The organism is uncultured Xanthomonas sp., assembly GCF_964278005.1.
GTDB lineage: Bacteria > Pseudomonadota > Gammaproteobacteria > Xanthomonadales > Xanthomonadaceae > Xanthomonas_A > Xanthomonas_A sontii.
On the sequence record NZ_CAXYKF010000006.1, the window covers coordinates 400,927 to 419,948 of the forward strand.

Here is a 19,022-nt window from a genome sequence, read left to right on the forward strand (position 1 = left end):
ATGCGGCGTCCGAGCACGACCGGGCTGGCGTTCTGCGTTCTGTATCTGGCAACGATGGCGTGCTGCCAGTGGCTGGCGAGCAATCCGCATTTCGATGGCCATGTCCGGTCGTTGGTGAAGATACTGCCGTTCCTGCCCATCTTGCTTCCGCTGGCCACAATCGGACTGATGCCGCTGCTGGATCGGTTGCCGCAGGCCGTCGTGCCGTTGCTGTTGCTCCTGTGCATGCTGTGGGCAAGCTATTGGCTGGGCCGATTCCTGGAGCGGTGGATCGGCGCCAAGCTCGCCTCGCGCAAGGCCGAATCGCTGCGCAAGCACCAAGATCGGTAATGACGCTGCTCGCCGTCTTCGCACGCCACGTGGGTCACACCCCGCCGCGCGCCCAGGCAGTGCAGTCAGAGCTTCGCTTTCGGTAGCCGGGTCAGGCGAGTGCCGCTGGCGCGGTCATGCCGCGCCGCAGCGGTCTCGATGTGCCAGGAGCGGTTGGCGCGCTGCCGCGCGCCCATGTGCTGCGGTCATGGCTTGGCCTTGGGCTGGCGGCTCAAGCGCGTGCCGCTGGCCCTGTCATGCCATGTCAACCGTTCGCGATCAAAAAGCGCCCACCAGAACCCCAGCCCGCCCAGTAACAACGACACGGTACCGACCAGATAACGCCGCCACAGTGCGCCCCAACGCGGCGTGGTGCCATCGGCGCCGTGCAGGCGCAGCCGCCATGGACGCATGCCCAGGGTCTGGCCACCGCGACGCCAGCTCAGCGTCGCGTACAGGCCGGCCACCACCCAGCAGCACAGCCACAGCAGCCACTGCAGGGCGCTGAACGGGGCGATGTTCTCGCGCGGCGCATGGCCTTCCAGCGTGTAGCCGAGGGTGAACAGCGTCGAGACCACGAACCACAGCGCCAGCACCGGCCAGGCGTCGTAGAACAGTGCCAGCAGCCGCCACAGCAGCAGCGCGCGTGGACGGGGGGCGGAAGCGGGAGGCGGTGCGCTCATCGACACAGCTTAGAGCCAGTCGCACGCTTTGCGGTGGACTGCGTTGCGCGCGGCTCGGGCATGCGCAGCCCTGCGCTCGTCCCGCCCACATCGACCTTGCGCCCCCCGGCAAAGCCGCTAGGCTTTCCCGATTCCCGATTCCCGATTCCCGATTCCCGATTCCCGATTCCCGATTCCCGATTCCCGATTCCCGATTCCCGATTCCCGATTCCCGAATCTCCAATCCCCAAAATGCCCTCCCTGCATTCCCCCGCCGAACGCCGCCAGCAGACACAACGGCTCGCGCCGCTGCGTGAGGCCGATGCGGCGGCGATCCAGCAGTTCCTGGATGCGGCCTGGGCCGAGCAGGGGTTGGCGCGGCAGAGCCTGGACAGCTACCGCCGCGACCTGGAGGGCTTCGCGCGTTGGCGCGACGGTGCCGGCGGCGGGCTGGCCGGTGCCGATCGGCAGGCGCTGTTCGATTACCTGGCCTGGCGTACCGAACTGGGCTATTCGCCGCGCAGCAATGCGCGCTGGCTGTCGTCGCTGCGCGCGTTTTTCGCGCTGCGCGTGCGCCGCGGCGAGCGCAGCGACGATCCGACCGCGCTGTTGGAGCCGCCGCGGCTGCCGCGTTCGCTGCCCAAGGCGCTGGCCGAAAGCCAGATCGATGCGCTGCTGGCGGCGCCGGACGCGACCGCGCCGGCAGGCTTGCGCGACCGCGCCATGCTCGAGCTGATGTACGCCGCCGGCTTGCGCGTCAGCGAGCTGGTCAACCTGCCGGCCAACGCGGTCAATCTGCGCCAGGGCGTGCTGCGGGTTACCGGCAAGGGCAGCAAGGAGCGGCTGGTGCCGTTGGGCGAGGAGTCGCAGCACTGGCTGCAGCGCTATCTGGACAGCGCCCGCCCCGCGCTGGCGGCGGGGCAGGCGGTGCCGGCCAGCGATGGCGTGGTGCCGCTGTTCATCGACGCCGCGCGCCGCGCGCTGACCCGCCAGCAGTTCTGGGTGTTGGTGAAGCGTTATGCGGCGGTGGCCGGGATCGATCCGGTGCGGATCAGCCCGCACGGCCTGCGCCACAGCTTCGCCACGCATCTGCTCAACCGCGGCGCCGACCTGCGCGCGCTGCAGATGCTGCTCGGCCACAGTTCCCTGTCCACCACCCAGATCTACACGCTGGTGGCGCGCGAGCACCTGCAGAGCCTGCACCGCAAGCATCATCCGCGTGGCTGAGCGGCAACTGCAGCTGCCGCTGCCGCCGGCGATGGCATCCTTTTCCTTCCATCGAGTGCGTCCATGAGCGAGTTGCGACATCGCGTTTCCCATGCGCCGGCACGAGCTTGTGCCGGCCTGCTGCTGCTCGCGCTCGGCAGCGCGTTCGCGGCCGGGCCGGTGCAGCCGTCCGCCATGCCGCCGGCCGAGCCTGGCGACAGCGCGTGGCAGATCGCGGCTGCCGGCACGGCGCTGGAGGCGCAGGCACCGGCGGTGCGTCGCCACGAGGATCTGCTGTTCTGGACGCTGCCGGGCGGGCAGCGCGAACCGGCCACGGCTGCGCATCTGCTGATCGCAGCGCCCTATGCCCAGGTGCAGGCCGCGGTACGTGGCGTCGTGCAGGCGCAGGGGGGCTTCCAGGAACGCAACGAGACCTTGCCGCTGTCGTATCTGCCCGACGATTGGGGCCGGGTCCTGCTGTCACGCCGCCAGGACCTGCGCGCGGCGCTGGCCGAGCGCTTCGCGCAGCCGATGCTGCAGGCGGCGGTGGAGCAGGGCGCGCTGACTGAGGAGGAGGCGCGCACGCGCCTGCAACAGGCGCGCGAGCGCAGCGATTGGGCGCCACAGGATCGCGCCGAACTGGCTGTGTTCCGCGAGACGCGCTATGCGGAATACTGCGCCACGCGCAGCGAACGCCAGGGAATGAGCGGGCGTCTGGAACTGAGGGTATGCGTCTTCGACATGACCGCGGCCATGGGGCATGCGACCACCGCGCTGAGCATCGAGCGCACCGACAACTACGCCAATCCGGATTACAGCGTGATCAGGCAGATCACCCAGTTCAATCCGCTGGGCGGTGCGTCGCAGCCGTCGCGGTTGAGCCAGCGCGTGGTGCCGGCGGTGCTGTTCCAGGCCGTGCGCCAGGCGCTCGCCGCGAGCGTGCCGCAGCAGCCGGTGCGTGTGGCCGCGTCGCCGTTGGCATGGACGCAGCCGCCGCAGCGCGCCGGTGCGGTGCCGGCCATCGCGTTTGTCCCGCCGCGCAACGACGTGCCGCTGTTGCCGTTCGACGCGCTGCCCTGGGACGCGCTCGGCGGCGAACTGGCCACGGCGGACAGCGGCGCCCGCTACCCGCGCGATCTGCTGGCGCTGCCCGACGGCGATCTGTTGCTCAGCATGCAGGTGCTGGGCGGGACGGGCGCCAGCACCCGGCTGTGGCGGCTGCATCACGACGGCACACGCTGGCAGACGGAAACGGTCTGGCAGGGCGAGGGCGGTGCGCAACGGCTGATGTCCGATGCGCAGGGCAGCCGCGTGTGGTTCCTGGCCGGCGCCGCTGGCGAGTCCGCCGTCCTGTATGTCTATGACGTCGCCTCGCGGCGCCTGCATCGCTACCGGGTCGATGGCGAGGGCAGCGATGGCGACGCGCGCTGGGAACTGGATGCCGCGCAGCGCCCCGTGTATTTCGATCACAGCTACGCTGGCGGCGGCGGTGCGTTCGGCAGCAGTCGGTTCATCCTGAATGCGCCGACCGCCGCGGTACCGGCGGCGGATGGACCCTGGGCGTTCGCGCCGGTGTTCGGCGCGCCGCGACAGGCGTTGATGGATGCGGCGAAGAAGGGCAATGCGCAGCTGTGGCCGGTGCGCCTGCGCGACCCGCATGCGCTGTGGGTGGAGGATGCCCAGGGCATCGCCGCCCTCGATCCGACCAGCGGGCGTGTCCTGCGCGCGTTCGCGTTGCCGCAGCGTTTCGGTCGCCCCGATCCGGCCGACGCCTCCGGCGTGGCACAGTGGGTGCCCACCCCGTTGGGGTCGCTGCAGGGTCGCTGGATCGCCAGCGGCTTCGTGCTGATGCTGGCCGACCACGGCACCGGGACGCCGCAGTTCGCGCCGTCCGGCGCGTCGAAGGCGCAGCCCGAAGCGCGCTTCGTCGGTATGCACGTGCTGGATATGGACGACGGCCGCGTGCGCCTGTCGGCCTTGCTGGGGTGCGCCGACGCGCTGAAGGCGGCGGCCCGTTCGGCGCACGGCCGGCTGCTGGCGCTGGGCAGCGACGCCCCCGCCGCGGCCGGGCCGCAGCTGGCGCTGTGGCAGATCGCCGCCGCGCAGACACCGCTGCGCTTGGCCTCGCCGGCGCGCGGTTCGCTGACCGCACTGGCGTTTTCGTGGGACGGCGCCACGCTCTGGGCCTTGACCGATGGCGGTCTGCTGCGCTGGTCGCTGCCACTGGCGCTGCGCGATCCGGCGGGTGCGGGCGGCTATCCGGAGCACGCGAAATATTGATCCGCGCCCTTGCTGCGACGGCGTGCCCCCCGCTCAGCCTGTCTACATCGAGCGGACAAGGGGGTATGCGACAATCCAGCCGGTTCGCAGCCCTCATGGATAGCCAATGCTCCGTTTTGCTCTTTTTGCGCTGCTGTGCGCCACTTCTCTTTCCGCCTGCGCGCAGCCGGCTTCGCCCACCGGCGGCGCTGCCGCTGCCAAGCCGGCCGCCGCCGCTCCTGCCGGCGCACCGGGCGAGCAGCGCGTACGCTCGGCGCTGCTGCAGCTCGATCCCAACTTCAAGCCCGACTACATCGGCGCCGCGCCGTTCCCCGGCTTCCGCGAAGTGGTGGTCGGCGGGCAGGTGCTGTACGTCTCCGACGACGGCCGCTACCTGTTCCAGGCGCAGCCGTTCGACATCCAGGAAAAGCAGTTCGCCTCCAGCGAAGGCCTGCTGAGCTACCGCCGCAAGCTGCTGGAGTCGGCGCCGCGTGCCGACCGCATCGTGTTCGCCCCGGCCAATCCCAAGTACACCATCAGCGTGTTCACCGATATCGAATGCGGCTACTGCCGCAAGCTGCACAGCGAGATCGGCGAGCTCAACAAGCAGGGCATCGCCGTGGAGTATCTGGCGTATCCGCGCATGGGCCTGGGCAGCCAGGACTACAAGGATATGGTCGCGGTGTGGTGCGCGGCCGACAAGAAGCAGGCGCTGACCGATGCCAAGGCCAACGGCAAGGTGCCGAGCGCGACCAACTGTAAGAACCCGGTGACCATGCAGTACAACCTGGGCCAGCGCCTGGGCGTCAACGGCACCCCGGCGATCTTCGCCCCGGACGGCACCCAGATCGGCGGCTACCTGCCCCCGGCCAAGATGCGCGAGGCGCTGGACAAGCGCGCGGCGGAAGCGACCAAGGCGGGCGGAAGCCGCTGAACGCCCGTCTCTCCCCCTTGGTCGGCGGTGCGGCCTCTGCGCCACCGCTGTTGCCGCGCCGCGTTTTGCCGCTGGAGCGCCGCGTCCGCTGTCGCCCAACCACCTCTAGCACGTCCGCTGGCGCCGACCCCGCTCGGCGGCCGGCTGTGCCGATTCCCCATTCCCGAATCCCCATTCCCAGCTCTCCGCTACAATAGCCAGCCCGTTTCCTCACACGGTTCCCCGGACATGATCGTCCTCGAGGGCGCTTCCGCCCTTTCGCCGTTCCGTCGCGCTCGGCTCGAAACCCGCCTGCAGTCCCTCGTTCCCGGCGTGCGCATCGTCGGCGCCTGGCACGTGTACTTCCTCGACGGCGACGACGCCGGGCAACTGGACCTGGTCGCGGCCCGCCGCATCCTGCAGGCGCAGGACGCGCCGGCGCCGGCGGAGGCGGGCACCTGCTCGCGCTACGTAGTGCCGCGGCTGGGCACGCGCTCGCCGTGGTCGAGCAAGGCCACCGAACTGGTCCGCGGTGCCGGGCTGGCGATCCGCCGGGTCGAACGCGGCACGCGCCTGGACCTGGCCGGCTGGCCGCAGGCGCCGGCCGACCAGGCCGCGCTGGCCAAGCTGCTGCACGATCCGATGACGCAGTCGCTGCTGGACGATGCCGCGCAGGCGCAGGCGCTGTTCCAGGCGCCGGCGCGCGGCGAGGTCGAGCGCATCCCGCTGGATCAGCTGGAAGCGGCCAACGCGCGGCTGGGCCTGGCCCTGGCCCAGGACGAGATCGATTACCTGCGCCAGCGCTTCGGCGAACTCGGCCGCGATCCGGCCGACGTGGAACTGATGATGTTCGCGCAGGCCAATTCCGAGCACTGCCGGCACAAGATCTTCAACGCCAGCTGGACCATCGACGGCAAGGAGCAGGACCGCTCGCTGTTCCGGATGATCAAGCACACCCACCAGCAGACCCCGCAGCACACGCTCAGCGCGTACAGCGACAACGCGGCGGTGGTGGAAGGGCATCCGGCCGCGCGCTATCGCCCGGATCCGGCCAGCGGCGAGTACCGCAGCGAGGCGGTGACGCCGTCGGCGTTCTGCATCAAGGTCGAGACCCACAACCACCCGACCGCGATCGCGCCGTTCCCGGGCGCCTCCACCGGCGCAGGCGGCGAGATCCGCGACGAGGGCGCCACCGGCCGTGGCGGCAAGCCCAAGGCCGGCCTGACCGGCTTCAGCGTCTCGCACCTGCGCATTCCCAGCCTGCCGCAGCCGTGGGAGGGCGCGCGGCCGCTCAACCCGCGCATGGCCCCGGCGCTGGAGATCATGCTGGACGGCCCGCTCGGCGGCGCCGCGTTCAACAACGAATTCGGCCGGCCCAACCTGCTCGGCTATTTCCGCAGCTTCGAGCTGCCGGAGACGCAGGACCTGACCCGCGCCTACGACAAGCCGATCATGCTGGCCGGCGGCCTGGGCGCGATCGATCGCGTGCAGGTGGAGAAGATCCCGCTGCAGCCCGGCGACGCGGTGATCGTGCTCGGCGGTCCGGCGATGCTGATCGGCCTGGGCGGCGGCGCGGCCAGTTCGGTGGCCTCCGGCGACAGCGCCGAGGACCTGGATTTCGCCAGCGTGCAGCGCGACAACCCGGAGATGGAGCGGCGCGTGCAGGAGGTCATCGACCGCTGCGTGGCGCTGGGCGCGGACAACCCGATCCGCTGGTTCCACGACGTCGGCGCCGGCGGCCTGTCCAACGCCATTCCCGAACTGCTGCACGATTCCAACGTAGGCGGCCTCATCGACCTGGACCGCGTGCCCAGCGACGACCCCTCGCTGTCGCCCATGCAACTGTGGTGCAACGAATCGCAGGAGCGCTACGTGCTCGGCGTGCCGCAGGCGTGCCTGGCCGAATTCGCCGCGATCTGCGAACGCGAGCGCTGCCCGTTTGCCGCCGTGGGCGTGGCGACCGCCGAGGAACGGCTCGTCGTGGGTTACGGGGTCCTCGGCGGTGGGAATGGAGAATCGGGAATCGGGAATGGTGAAAAGCCGGCAGGCTCCGCTGTTGCCCATTCCCCATTCCCCACTCCCCATTCCCAGCATCCGATCGATCTGCCCATGGACGTCCTCTTCGGCAAGCCGCCGAAGATGCATCGCGACACCCGGCAGCCGCCGGCGCCGCGCTGGCCGGAGCTGGACACCGAGGCGCTGGACCTGCGCGAGGCCGGGCTGCGTGTGCTGGCCCATCCGACCGTGGCGGCGAAGAGCTTCCTGGTCACCATCGGCGACCGCAGCGTCGGTGGCCTGACCGCGCGCGAGCAGATGATCGGTCCCTGGCAGTTGCCGCTGGCCGATTGCGCGATCACCCTGGCCGGCTTCGATACCCATGCCGGCGAGGCGATGGCGATCGGCGAGCGCACCCCGCTGGCCCTGCTCGACGCCGCCGCGGCGGCGCGGATGGCGGTGGGCGAGGCGATCACCAACCTGTGCGCGGCGCCGGTGCAGGCGCTGGACCAGGTCAAGCTGTCGGCCAACTGGATGGCCGCGGCCAACCACGACGGCGAGGACGCGCGCCTGTACGCCGCGGTCAAGGCGGTGGGCATGGAACTGTGTCCGCAGCTGGACCTGAGCATCCCGGTGGGCAAGGACTCGCTGTCGATGCAGGCGCAATGGGCGGTGACCGCCGTGAATCGGGAATCGGGAATCGGGAATGGGGAACAGCGCGATGCGTCCGCCACCGATGCCGCCGCTTCTCCGATTCCCGATTCCCCATTCTCCAGTCCCGGCGAGACGCACAAGAGCGTCTCGCCTGTCTCCCTGATCGTCTCCGCCTTCGCGCCGGTCGCCGATGCGCGGGCGCAGTTGACGCCGTTGCTGGCGCGCGAGGCCGAGAGCGAGTTGTGGCTGATCGGGCTGGGCGGCGGCAAACAGCGCCTGGGCGGTTCGGTGCTGGCGCAGGTGCATGGCGACGGTGCGCTGCCGGCGTTCGGTGGGGCGGTGCCGGACCTGGACGATCCGCAGCGGCTGCGCGCGTTCTTCGAGCTGATCCGCGATGCGCGCGAGGCCGGCCTGCTGTTGGCGTATCACGACCGCAGCGACGGCGGCGCGTTCGCCGCGCTGTGCGAAATGGCGTTCGCCTCGCGGCAGGGCCTGGACATCACCCTCGATGCCTGGGGCGACGATCCGTTCCGCAGCCTGTTCAACGAGGAACTGGGCGCGGTGGTGCAGGTCGCGCGCGAAGACCGTGCGGCGTTCGCCGACCTGGTCGAGCGCCATGCGCTGACCGAGTGTGCGCAGCGTATCGCCCGCCCCAGCACCGCTGCGGCGGTACGCGTGGGCCTGGGCGGCAAGACCCTGGCCGAATGGCGTTGGGACGAGTTGTTCGATGCCTGGTGGTCGGTGACCCACGCCATGCAGACGCTGCGCGACAACCCCGACAGCGCCGCCGAGGAACGCGCGCTGGCGCGCGATTTCGCCGCGCCCGGGCTGAAGCCGAAACTGGCCTTCGACCCGGCCGAGGACGTCGCCGCGCCGTTCGTCGCCAGCGGCCAGCGGCCGAAGGTGGCGATCCTGCGCGAGCAGGGCGTCAACGGCCAGATCGAGATGGCCAATGCGTTCGAGCGCGCCGGCTTCCGCGCCTTCGACGTGCACATGAGCGACCTGATCGGCGGCCGCGTCGACCTGGCCGACTTCGTCGGCCTGGCCGCCTGCGGCGGCTTCAGCTACGGCGACGTGCTCGGCGCCGGCCGCGGCTGGGCCACCTCGATCCTGGAGCGGCCGGCGCTGCGCGATGCCTTCGCCGCGTTCTTCGCGCGTCCGGATACCTTCGCCCTCGGCGTGTGCAACGGCTGCCAGATGCTCAGCCAGCTCAAGGACATCATTCCCGGTGCCGAGCACTGGCCGCGCTTTCTGCGCAACCGCAGCGAGCAGTTCGAGGCGCGCACCAGCCTGCTGGAAGTGGTGGAATCGCCGTCGATCTTCCTGCGCGGCATGGCCGGCTCGCGGATCCCGGTGGCGGTGGCGCACGGCGAAGGCCGCGCCGAGTTTGACACTGCCGTGGACCAGGCCGCCGCGCGTGTGGCGCTGCGCTTCGTCGACGGCCATGGCGCCGTCGCCACGCAGTACCCGCTGAACCCGAACGGCTCGCCCGACGGCATCACCGGCCTGACCAGCGACGACGGCCGGGTGACCATCCTGATGCCGCACCCGGAACGCACCCTGCGCTCGCTCAACCTCAGCTGGCATCCGGCCGAGTGGCCGGACGAGGCGCCGTGGCTGCGCATGTTCCGCAATGCGCGGGTGTGGGTGGGCTGAAGCCCGCCCCCGGCGCGCTCGCCGCGATGGCGGCGCGCCTGTCTGGTGGGCTGCCGACGGCGACGTGTTCTGCGACCTGATCGCGTGCTGGCGCTGGCTCTTGCCAGGGCGCCGTCGGCAGCGCCTGCTGCCGCGATGTGCGGGCCGGCGCTGCCGGCTACGTTGCTCGGGTCTGTGCCGCGCTGCCATCGCTGTGGGATGCACAATGCACTGCCGTGATTGGTGGCGTGGCGCATGCGCCGAATCGCGGGTCGCAGTGTCCCATGTGGGAAGGACTGCAGTCCCGACGCAGGACCGCATCCAGGCCGGCCGAACTGGCGGTTTGACGGCCGATGCCGTCGATTTCCCGTGTGTCGAGTGGGTTTCCTCGGCGCATCCCGCCTGCGCATGAGCTGACCGTGCGCGGTCGCGGCTGAAGCCGTTCCTGCGGGATATCGCGGTGCGGTGCGCCTTGCGCGGTGCCGTCATCGCTGCAGCGTGCGTGTGCCTGCGCCATCCGCCACCGCTTGCAAGCGAATGGTGCGTCCTCCCGCGCGTGGTGCTCTTCGCCGTGTAGCGACGGCCCGGCAGCACCCGCCGTCGTGCGGCACAAGGTCGCTCCGCCGCGCGACCGCTCGCCCCATTTCGCGCAGTCGGCGCCATGCGCAGCCGTCTGGAGCCGTCACTCGGCATGCCTGGGCGCGCTTTTGCGCTTCTACCACCCGGCCGCGTCAAGTCCTTGACAGGAAACGAAATCGCCCGAAGCGCGGTGTGTCAACGCTGGCAAGGTCCGTGCCGAAAAATTGGCGCGAGTTGGTTGTTTTCATTGATATTTATCGAAAATTTAACGAAATCAGGCTGAATTCGCGGTCTGTGTCACGGCGCGTGTCGCATTAAGTCAAAAACTTGACGTACTCGAGAGGCCGAGTTAACACTCGGGTCAGTTCCGCATTCCACCTCGGTTCATCTACAGCTCCGAGCAGCGACAGGCGTGAGCCTCTCGCGTCCCGGCAAGGGACGTGCGGCACCAAAAAACCGACAGGGGGTCGGCCGGCCGGAACGCCGGGCGAGGGTGGCTTTTTGACCAAAAACCAGCCGAATTGAGGAGCAGTCGTCGATGAATCGGATTTATCGCAAGGTCTGGAACAACGCGTTGGGGATGTGGGTGGTGGCGTCGGAACTGGCCAGCGGCGATGCCCGCGGTGCGGTCGTCCGCGATCGCCGTGCCGCACGCGCACACGGCCTGGCCCTGGCCGGCGCGATCGCCCTGGCGCTGGGCGCCGGCGCCCTTCCCGGCAGCGCCCAGGCGCAGGCCGTGCAGATCGGCGACAACGCCAGCGCCAGCGGCGACTACGCCACCGCGGTCGGTGCCGAGAGCAACGCCAGCGGCGCGCAGAGCACCGCGACCGGCGCGGCCAGCAACGCCAGCGGCGACGGCAGCGTGGCCAGCGGCACTCTCAGCGACGCCAGCGGCGTGGAAGCCAGCGCGCTCGGCTACTACAGCACCGCCAGCGGCGATGGCGCGACCGCGCTCGGCGCCGAGAGCATCGCCTCCGGCGCGGCCAGCGCCGCGGTCGGCGTGGCGGCCGACGCGACCGGCGAATACGCCACCGCGGTCGGCGGCTTCTCCAGCGCCAGCGGCTTCAACAGCACCGCGCTGGGCAACAGCGCGGTCGCGCAGGGCCGCAACAGCGTGGCGCTGGGCGCCGACGCGGTGGCCGACCGCGACGACAGCGTCTCGGTCGGCAAGGCCGGCGGCGAGCGCCAGATCACCCACGTGGCCGCCGGCACCGAGGCCACCGATGCGGTCAACGTGGCCCAGCTCGACGCGGTCAGGCAGACCGCCGACACCACCGCCAAGTATTTCCAGTCCAGCGGCAGCGACGCCAGCGATGCCGGCGCCTACGTCGAGGGCGCCAATGCGATCGCCGCCGGCGAAGGCGCCAACGCCATCGGCAACGGCGCCAGCGCACTGGGCAGCGGCGCCACCACGCTCGGCGGCAACGCCACTGCGGTCGGCAGCAACGCCACCGCCGTCGGCGCCTCGGCAACGGCAGTCGGCGGCGCGTTGTCGATCGTCGACGAGAACGGCGAGGTGCTGCTGGAAGGCACCACCACGGCGGCCGAGCAGGGCGCCAGCGCGTTCGGCGCCGGCGCGCAGGCCAATGGCGCGTTCTCCACCGCACTGGGCACGGCGGCACGCGCCGACGGCCTGCAGAGCACCGCCACCGGTTTCTCCGCTGCCGCCACAGGGCTGGCCGCGACCGCCAACGGCGGCTTCAGCCAGGCCGGCGGCGACTTCGCTTCCGCGGTCGGCTACGGCGCCAACGCCAGCGGCGGCAATGCCGTGGCGCTGGGTTATTCGAGCCTGGCCAGCGGGGCGTCCAGCACCGCGGTCGGCGGCAGCGTGCTCGGCCTGTTCACCACCGAGGCGCAGGGCGAGGGCGGCAGCGCATTCGGCGCCGGCGCCTGGGCCAACGGTGCGTTCTCCACCTCGGTCGGCTGGCTCAGTTCGGCCGATGGCGCGTCCAGCGCCGCGTTCGGCGCCGCGTCCTGGGCGCAGGCCGACGATTCCACCGCGCTGGGCTACGGCGCCAAGGCCGCGGCCAGCGGCAGCGTCGCGCTCGGCCAGGGATCGGTCGCCGATCGCGCCGACACCGTCTCGGTGGGCAGCGCCGGCAAGGAGCGGCAGATCGCCAACGTCGCCGCCGGCACCGAAGGCACCGATGCGGTGAACCTGGACCAGCTCGACGCGGTCAAGCAGGTGGCCGACGGCACCGCGCGGCTGTTCGCCGGCAGCGGCGACGGCACCGCGCTGGCGCAGGGCCAGCAGGCCACCGCCGCCGGCGCCGATGCGCTGGCCGATGGCGACTACACCACCGCCGTGGGGTCCACCAGCACCGCCGCCGGCCTCGGCGCCTCGGCGCTGGGCAGCGGCGCGGTCGCCAGCGGCGCCCACGCCAGTGCGGTCGGTACCGATGCCACGGCGGTCGGCACCTCGGCCACGGCCATCGGTAGCACCGCGACGGTGTACGAGTACGACGAGAACGGCTTCATCGTCGGCAGCCGCGAGCAGACCACCCAGGCCCTGGGCGTGGCCGCCACCGCGGTCGGCGGCGGCGCGCAGGCGCTGGATCCGCTGACCACCGCGGTCGGCACCGGCACCTCGGCCGGCGGTGTGCAGAGCACCGCGCTGGGCTATCACGCGCAGACCTTCAAGGATGGTGCCACCGCGGTCGGCGGCCTGTCCGAAGTGGCCGGCGACCTGGGCACGGCGGTGGGCTACAGCGCTCGCGCCGCAGGCGACTACGCCACCGCGATGGGCATCGGCGCGCGCGCCACCGCCACCAGTGCGGTGGCGATGGGCATGAACGCGCTGGCCAGCGGCACCGACAGCGTCGCCGTGGGCGGCGTCAGCACCGCCGCGGCCAGCGCCGGCAACAGCGTGGGCATCGCCGCCGCCACCGGCGTCGGCGGCATCGCGCTGGGCGCCGGCGCGCAGAGCCAGTCCGACTACGCGATCGCGCTGGGCTACAACGCGAACGTGTTCCCGAACCTGCCGGGCAACGTCGATTCGGTCGCCATCGGCCACAGCGCCGGTTCGTTCGCGCCGCGCACGGTGTCGTTGGGCAGCTATGCGCTGGCCGCCGGCGACAGCGGCATCGCGCTGGGCTACAAGGCCATCGCCTGGAACCCCGACAGCGTCGCACTGGGCGCACGTGCGGTGACCTCGACCTACCACAGCAACGGCACCGCGCTCGGCACCGACAGCCAGGCCAACGGCAGCGATGCCACCGCGATCGGCTACGGCGCGCGGGTCAGCACCTGGCTGGACGATGCGCGCAACCAGGCGCCGACCAATGCGGTCGCGCTCGGCGCGCATTCCTACGCCGCGCGCGACAACAGCGTGTCGGTCGGCGATGTCGGCAACGGCCTGACCCGGCAGATCACCAGCGTCGCCGCCGGCACCGAAGCCACCGACGCGGTCAACGTGGCGCAGTTGCAGGAGGCCGGCAAGTACCTGCAGGCCAGCGCCGGCAACAGCGACGCCGGCGCCTACGTCGAAGGCGACGACGCGCTCGCCGCCGGCGAGGCCGCCAATGCCATCGGCAACGGCAGCACCGCCCTTGGCGCCGGCGCCGACGCGCTCAACAGCGGGGCGACCGCGGTGGGCAGCGGCGCGGTGGCCGCCGGGCAGAACAGCGCCGCCTTCGGCAGCAACGCGCAGGCCACCGGGCCGGCGGCGGTGGCGGTCGGCGGGGTGGCGGTGGACGCCAACGGCGAGCCGCTGATCACCAAGAGCGGCGTGGCGGTGGATACCGGCGCCACCAGCGCCGGGGTCGGCGGCACCGCATTGGGCGCCAGCGCCGATGCCAGCGGTTTCGCCGCCTCGGCGGTGGGCGTGGGTGCCTACGCCGGCGGTGCGCAGGCGTCGGCCTTCGGCGCGGTGGCCAACGCCACCGGCGACTACGCCACGGCGGTCGGCACGCAGAGCGTGGCCACCGGCACCAGCAGCGTCGCGGTCGGCGGTCCGGCCGACCTGATTCCGGGGCTGGGCCTGTTCGTACAGACCCAGGCCAGCGGCGCCAATGCCGCCGCGTTCGGCGCCGGCGCGATCGCCTCGGGCGACGAATCCACCGCCAGCGGCAGCATGACCGAGGCCTCGGGCCTGCAGAGCACCGCGCTGGGCTACTTCGCCTATGCACCGGGCGACCATGCCAGCGCGCTGGGCGCGCAGTCCTGGGCCAGCGGCGCCAACAGCACCGCGCTCGGCTACTACAGCACAGCGTTTGCGGCCGACAGCGTGGCGCTGGGCGCCAACGCGGTGGCGCGCCGGGCCAACACGGTCTCGGTCGGCGATGCCGGCAGCGAGCGGCAGGTCGTCAATGTCGCCGCGGGCACGCAGTCCACCGATGCGGTCAACCTCGCGCAGCTGGATGCGGTGCGCGCCACTGCCGAAAGCACCTCCAAGTTCTTCGCCCACAGCGGCGGCGGCACGGTCGGCGCCTATGCCGACGGCGCCGGCGCGCTGGCCGCCGGCGATGCGGCCAATGCCTACGGCAGCGGCGCGGCGGCGTTCGGCAGCGGCGCGGCGGCGATGGGCGATGACGCGGTGGCGCTGGGCAACGGCAGCACGGCCGGCGGCACCGGCGGCACCGCCATCGGCGGCCGCGGCCAGGCCTACGACCAGTACAGCCAGCCGATCGTCGATGCCGACGGCAAGCCGGTGCTGGTCGGTGCCAATGCCGGCGAGAACGCCACCGCGCTCGGCGCGGGCGCGCAGGCGACGGGCAGCGTCGCCACCGCCACCGGCTACGGTGCGCAGGCCACCGGCGACCACAGCACCGCCGGCGGCTACAAGGCGCGTGCGACCGGCAACTACAGCCTGGCGCAGGGCGACAACGCCTGGGCCAGCGGCGAGGACGCCAGTGCGGTCGGCGCCTACGCCTGGGCGACGGCCGATGGCGCGTCGGCGTTCGGGACCTCGGCCTGGGCCACCGGCACCAATGCCTCGGCGTTCGGTACCGGGGCGTGGGCCAGCGGCAGCGGCGCCACTTCGATCGGCTTCAACAGCTGGGCGCCGGGGCTGAGCGCCACCGCGGTCGGTCGCGGCGCGTTCGGCTACGGCAACTACAGCGTGGCGATGGGCTTCCAGGCGCTGGGCAACCAGGTCAACACCATCGCCATCGGCACCAACACCGTGGCCGACGCGGAAAGCGCGATCAGCATCGGTGCCGGCAGCGAGGCCACCGCCGCCAATGCGGTGGCGCTGGGTGCCGGGGCGGTCGCCGACCGCGCCTACAGCGTGTCGGTGGGCAGCGCCGGGCAGGAGCGGCAGATCACCAACGTCGCTGCCGGCACCGAGGCCACCGATGCGGTCAATGTCGCGCAGCTGGATGCGGTGAAGCAGGCGGCGGCGGCCACCAGCAAGTACTTCCAGGCCAGCGGCAGTGCCGACAGCGATGCCGGCGCCCTGGTCGACGGCGACAACGCGCTGGCGGCCGGCGAGGCCGCCAACGCCACCGCCGACGGCGCCACCGCGCTCGGTGGCGGCGCCAATGCCGTGGCCGCCGGGGCGACCGCGATCGGCTTCAACGCCGTGTCCAGCGGCGTCGATGCGGTCGCGCTGGGCAACGCCAGCCAGGCGTCGGGCGAGAACAGCATCGCCATCGGCAGCAACGCCCAGGCCAGCGAGATCGGCGCCACCGCCAGCGGTGCCGGCGCGCAGGCCAGCGGCACCTATGCCACCGCCACCGGCAACGAAGCGGTGGCCTCTGACAACCAGGCCACGGCCACCGGCTTCCGCAGCGCTGCCTCGGGCATCGGCGCCACCGCACTGGGCGGCTACAGCGAGGCCACCGGCTACCTGTCCTCGGCACTGGGCTATGGCGCGCTGGCCTCCGGCAGCTACGGCACCGCGGTCGGCGTCTCCTCCACCGCGTCCGGCAGCGGCAGCGTGGCGGTGGGCGAGTACAGCGTGGCCTCCGGCGAGGAGAGCGTGGCGGTCGGCGGCACCTCGTTCTTCGGCCTGATCCCGGCCGAGGCCTCGGGCGCCAACAGCGCGGCGTTCGGTGCCGGTGCCGGTGCCACCGCCGACTTCAGCAGCGCGCTCGGCAGCCTCAGCTACGCCAGCGCCGACAGCGCCAGTGCGTTCGGCTACGGCGCCTATGCATCCGGCGTCAACAGCGTGGCCCTGGGTGCGAACTCCGAGGCGGCGCGCGACAACACCGTCTCGGTGGGCAGCGCCGGCAAGGAGCGGCAGATCACCAGCGTCGCCGCCGGTACCGAGGCCACCGATGCGGTCAACGTCGCGCAACTGAACGAGGTGAAGCAGTCCGCCGACGCCACCGGCAAGCAGTTCAAGGCCAGCGGCGGCAGCGATCCGGCCGACGATGTCGGCAGCTACGTGGAGGGCAATTACGCTACCGCCGCCGGCGAGGCCAGCAACGCCTACGGCACCGGTGCCTCGGCCTTCGGCAGCGGCGCGTTGGCGGGTGCCCGCTACGCCACCGCGTCCGGCTACAACGCCACCGCCACCGGCGAATCCAGCACCGCGATCGGCGGCTCGCTGTACTACACCGACGCGTCCGGCAACGTGCTGCTCGACGGCACCACCACCGCCAGCGCCGCCGGCGCCACCGCGCTGGGCGCGGGTGCGCAGGCCAGCGGCACGTTCAGCAGCGCCAGTGGCGCCGGTGCCGTCGCCAGCGGCCTGCAGGCCACGGCCGACGGCTACAAGGCCAACGCCGGTAGCGACTACAGCACCGCGGTCGGCGCCTTCAGCGCCGCCAGCGGCACTCGCACCAGCGCGTTCGGTTACGGCGCGGCGGCGGCGGGCAACTACGCCTCGGCGCTGGGCTGGGGCAGCACCGCCTCCGGCGCCTATGCCGCGGCGCTGGGTTACAGCGCCCGCGCCACCGGCGAGGATGCGACCGCGCTCGGCGCCTCGGCCTGGGCCACCGCGGCGCAGACCACCTCGGTCGGCCAGTTCGCCTGGGCCACCGCGCAAGGCGGCACCGCGATCGGCCAGAACGCCTTCGCCTACGGCGGCACCAACGCCACGGCGCTGGGCATCAACGCCTCGGCCAGCGGCGCCGGCAGCGTCGCCCTGGGCTCAGGCGCGCGCACCAGCGAAGCCAACGTGGTGTCGGTGGGTGGCGGCAACGGCGTCACCGCGCCGGCCACGCGCCGCATCACCAACGTCGGCGCGGCGGTCAACGCCACCGATGCGGTGAACAAGGCGCAGCTGGACGCGGTGGCCACCGCGGCCGGCGACACCAGCGCGCGCTTCCAGAGTTCCGGCACCGCGGTGGCCAGCGCCAGCGGCGTGGACAGCACCGCGGCCGGTGCCGGCGCCACCGCCAGCGGCCTGCGCAGTTCCGCGCTGGGCGTGGGCAGCGTCGCCGCCGGCGCCGGTGCCACCGCCAACGGTGCCGGCAGCTCGGCGACCGGTGCGCGCAGCACCGCGATCGGCCTGCAGACCAACGCGATCGGCGAGAACGGCGTGGCGATGGGCTACAACAGCTTCGTCCGCAACAGCGGCAGCAACGGCGTCGCACTCGGCGCCAATGCCGGCGTCTCGGCGGACAACGCGGTCGCGCTCGGCGCCGGCTCGCGGGTGTACGAGGCCGACACCGTGTCGCTGGGCAGCGGCAACGGCCGTGGCGGCCCGGCCACCCGGCGCATCGTCAACCTGACCGCCGGCAGCGTCGCCGCCGGCAGCACCGACGCGATCAACGGCGGCCAGCTGTACCAGTCGCTGAGCAATATGGCCACGTTCCTGGGCGGCGGCGCCGGACTCGGCGCGCAGGGCCTGTTCGTGGCGCCCACGTACGTGATCCAGGGCGCCAGCTACAACAACGTCGGTGCGGCGCTGGCGGCGCTGGACGGCAAGGTCAGCGAACTGGATGCGCGCACCGGCGGCAGCGGCACTGCGGCACGCAGCGCGCGTATGGTCGGCACCAGTGCGGTGGCCGCGCAGGCCACCGAAGCGGCGCCTGCGGCGTCGGCCGCGACCGCTGCAACCGCGGCGGCGGCGACGCCGGTGGCCGGCAGCATCGGCACCGCGCAGGTCGGCGAAAGCACGGCGGTCGCCTCCAGCGCCACGGCGGTGGGGACCGCCGCGCGCGCCAACGACGTCACCGGCACCGCCATCGGTGGCAGCGCCTACGCGCACGGCCCCAACGACACCGCGATCGGCAGCAACGCCAAGGTCAATGCCGACGGCAGCACCGCGGTGGGCGCCAACAGCCGCATCGCGGCGGTGGCGACCAACGCGGTGGCGATGGGCGAGGGCGCCAGCGTCAGTGCGGCCTCGGGCACCGCCCTTGGCCAGGGCGCCAGCGCCACCGCGCAGGGGGCGGTCGCCCTGGGGCAGGGGTCGGTGGCCGATCGTGCGCAGACGGTCTCCATCGGTAGCGCCGGCAACGAGCGCCAGCTCGCCAACGTCGCCGCCGGCACCCAGGCCACCGATGCGGTCAACAAGAGCCAGCTCGACAACGGCGTGGCTACGGCCAAGTCGTACACCGATGCGCGCTTCGGCACCATGGCCGACAGCTTCGAGGTGCTGCGCGGCGACGTCGATGCGCGGTTGCGCGACCAGGACCGCCGCATCGACCGCCAGGGCGCGATGAGCGCGGCCATGCTCAACATGGCCACCAGCGCCGCCGGCATCCGCACCCAGAACCGGGTCGGTGCCGGCATCGGCTTCCAGAACGGCGAGTCGGCGCTGTCGGTGGGCTACCAGCGCGCCTTCAGCGACCGCGCCACGGTGACCATCGGCGGTGCCTTCAGCAGCGACGACAGCTCCATCGGCATCGGTGCCGGTTTCGGCTGGTGATCCATCGCGGACGGCGGCGCGTGCCGCCGTCCGCCACGCAATGGCCTGA

At 72.2% G+C, this 19,022-nt stretch carries 7 protein-coding genes and 1 pseudogene; 7 read left to right on the forward strand and 1 reads right to left on the reverse strand.

Going from position 1 to position 19,022, the window contains the following annotated elements:
• Complete coding sequence (locus tag ACHWVH_RS04195) at positions 1 to 330, forward strand: hypothetical protein (protein WP_043093260.1); 330 nt, start codon at positions 1 to 3, stop codon at positions 328 to 330.
• Between the two features lie 185 nt (positions 331 to 515).
• Here the strand turns inward: ACHWVH_RS04195 and ACHWVH_RS04200 are convergent, their stop codons facing one another.
• Positions 516 to 992, reverse strand: coding sequence for an RDD family protein (locus tag ACHWVH_RS04200; protein ID WP_043093259.1), 477 nt, complete (start codon positions 990 to 992; stop codon positions 516 to 518).
• A 231-nt stretch (positions 993 to 1,223) separates the two neighbouring features.
• On the opposite strand from ACHWVH_RS04200, the gene xerD reads away from it, so the two are divergent.
• The 6 genes and pseudogenes from xerD to ACHWVH_RS04230 all read left to right on the forward strand — a co-directional run bounded on the left by xerD (position 1,224) and on the right by ACHWVH_RS04230 (position 18,973).
• The gene (xerD, locus tag ACHWVH_RS04205; protein ID WP_017916647.1) at positions 1,224 to 2,198 is read left to right on the forward strand and encodes a site-specific tyrosine recombinase XerD; all 975 of its coding nucleotides are present in this window, start codon (positions 1,224 to 1,226) and stop codon (positions 2,196 to 2,198) included.
• A gap of 63 nt (positions 2,199 to 2,261) precedes the next feature.
• Positions 2,262 to 4,457 (forward strand): hypothetical protein, encoded by a 2,196-nt coding sequence (locus ACHWVH_RS04210; protein ID WP_394686719.1) that lies wholly within the window; start codon positions 2,262 to 2,264, stop codon positions 4,455 to 4,457.
• 106 nt (positions 4,458 to 4,563) lie between these two features.
• Positions 4,564 to 5,370, forward strand: coding sequence for a DsbC family protein (locus ACHWVH_RS04215; protein ID WP_017915605.1), 807 nt, complete (start codon positions 4,564 to 4,566; stop codon positions 5,368 to 5,370).
• A 228-nt stretch (positions 5,371 to 5,598) separates the two neighbouring features.
• A complete protein-coding gene (purL, locus tag ACHWVH_RS04220; protein WP_394686720.1) occupies positions 5,599 to 9,654 on the forward strand; it encodes a phosphoribosylformylglycinamidine synthase in 4,056 nt (1,351 codons plus the stop codon).
• Between the two features lie 1,138 nt (positions 9,655 to 10,792).
• A pseudogene (locus ACHWVH_RS04225) lies at positions 10,793 to 12,958 on the forward strand (cell surface protein); the annotation flags it as partial.
• Positions 12,953 to 18,973, forward strand: coding sequence for a hypothetical protein (locus tag ACHWVH_RS04230; protein ID WP_394686811.1), 6,021 nt, complete (start codon positions 12,953 to 12,955; stop codon positions 18,971 to 18,973). The pseudogene ACHWVH_RS04225 and the gene ACHWVH_RS04230, both read left to right, overlap by 6 nt.
• Positions 18,974 to 19,022: the final 49 nt, after the last annotated feature.

Excerpts from the sequence above, each read along its gene's own strand:
- ACHWVH_RS04210 (WP_394686719.1), top strand. The coding sequence starts at position 2,262 with ATGAGCGAGTTGCGACATCGCGTTTCCCATGCGCCGGCACGAGCTTGT.
- xerD (WP_017916647.1), top strand. The coding sequence starts at position 1,224 with ATGCCCTCCCTGCATTCCCCCGCCGAACGCCGCCAGCAGACACAACGG.
- ACHWVH_RS04200 (WP_043093259.1), bottom strand. The coding sequence starts at position 992 with ATGAGCGCACCGCCTCCCGCTTCCGCCCCCCGTCCACGCGCGCTGCTG.
- ACHWVH_RS04195 (WP_043093260.1), top strand. The coding sequence starts at position 1 with ATGCGGCGTCCGAGCACGACCGGGCTGGCGTTCTGCGTTCTGTATCTG.
- ACHWVH_RS04215 (WP_017915605.1), top strand. The coding sequence starts at position 4,564 with ATGCTCCGTTTTGCTCTTTTTGCGCTGCTGTGCGCCACTTCTCTTTCC.
- ACHWVH_RS04230 (WP_394686811.1), top strand. The coding sequence starts at position 12,953 with ATGGGCATCGGCGCGCGCGCCACCGCCACCAGTGCGGTGGCGATGGGC.
- purL (WP_394686720.1), top strand. The coding sequence starts at position 5,599 with ATGATCGTCCTCGAGGGCGCTTCCGCCCTTTCGCCGTTCCGTCGCGCT.